An 839-nucleotide genomic window follows, 5' to 3' on the forward strand; every position below is an offset into this window, starting at 1 on the left:
GCAGGCCGATGGGCTGCGGCGCGCCGGCCCTGGCCCAGTTCATCCACCGCCAGCGCCAGGCGCTTCAACGGTGCGGCCACCAGCGAGCCGATCCGCCGGCGCAACAGCCACATCGCCGGTAGCAGGCCGAGCACGCCGATGCCGGCCATCGCCAGCAGGCCCCACATCAGCAGATGGTTCACCCGCGCCTGGGGCAGCAGATAGACCTGGTACCAGTCTGGGCCCTGGATCTGCGACCACGCCACCCAATAGGCGCCGTCGGGCGAACGCCCGGCGCCGTGGTTCACGGTCGCTTCCCGGATCATGCGGTGGACCTGGGCCAGCAGTGGATCATCGAGGCGGTCGAGCTCGAGCTGGCCGTCGGCGGCGGCAATGCGGCGGCGCAGTTGCGGGTGGGCGATCAGCGCGCCGTCGGCGCTCATCACCAGTTGCACGCCGTCGCTTTCATCGCCGCTGTCGACCTGCTCGATCAGGCTCTGCACCGAGACATCGTGGCCCAGTGTGCCGACCCAGTGCTGGTGCCAGTCCAGCGGCTTGATCACCGACACCATCCAGGTAGCGGCCTGCCGGTCCAGGTAGACCGGCGTCCAGAACACCTGGCGCTGCGGATTGCGCCGCGGATCGGCGCCGAGCATGGTCGGATAGCCGGTGTTGGTGGCCGTGGCGTCGGCGCCGCTGCCCCAGTCGATGCCGGGCGAATACACCATCAGCCCGTCCTCGATGAAATCCATGTAGACCGAGAAGAACGGCGGTGCCAGCGCCGGTCCCTGCTCGCGCAGCAGGTCGTAGGCGACAACCGCGCGCAGGCGTGCCGAAGCATCCAGCCCCTGCGGCGGCTG

The 839-nt window shown here is 69.8% G+C and carries 1 protein-coding gene; it reads right to left on the bottom strand.

Annotation, left to right across the window (positions count from 1 at the left end):
- Positions 1-839, bottom strand: an 839-nt coding sequence (locus JCM9942_RS17130) for a hypothetical protein (RefSeq protein ID WP_157723047.1), incomplete at both ends; no start/stop codon positions are given.

Source organism: Stenotrophomonas pictorum JCM 9942 (genome assembly GCF_001310775.1).
GTDB classification, from domain to species: Bacteria; Pseudomonadota; Gammaproteobacteria; order Xanthomonadales; family Xanthomonadaceae; genus Stenotrophomonas; species Stenotrophomonas pictorum.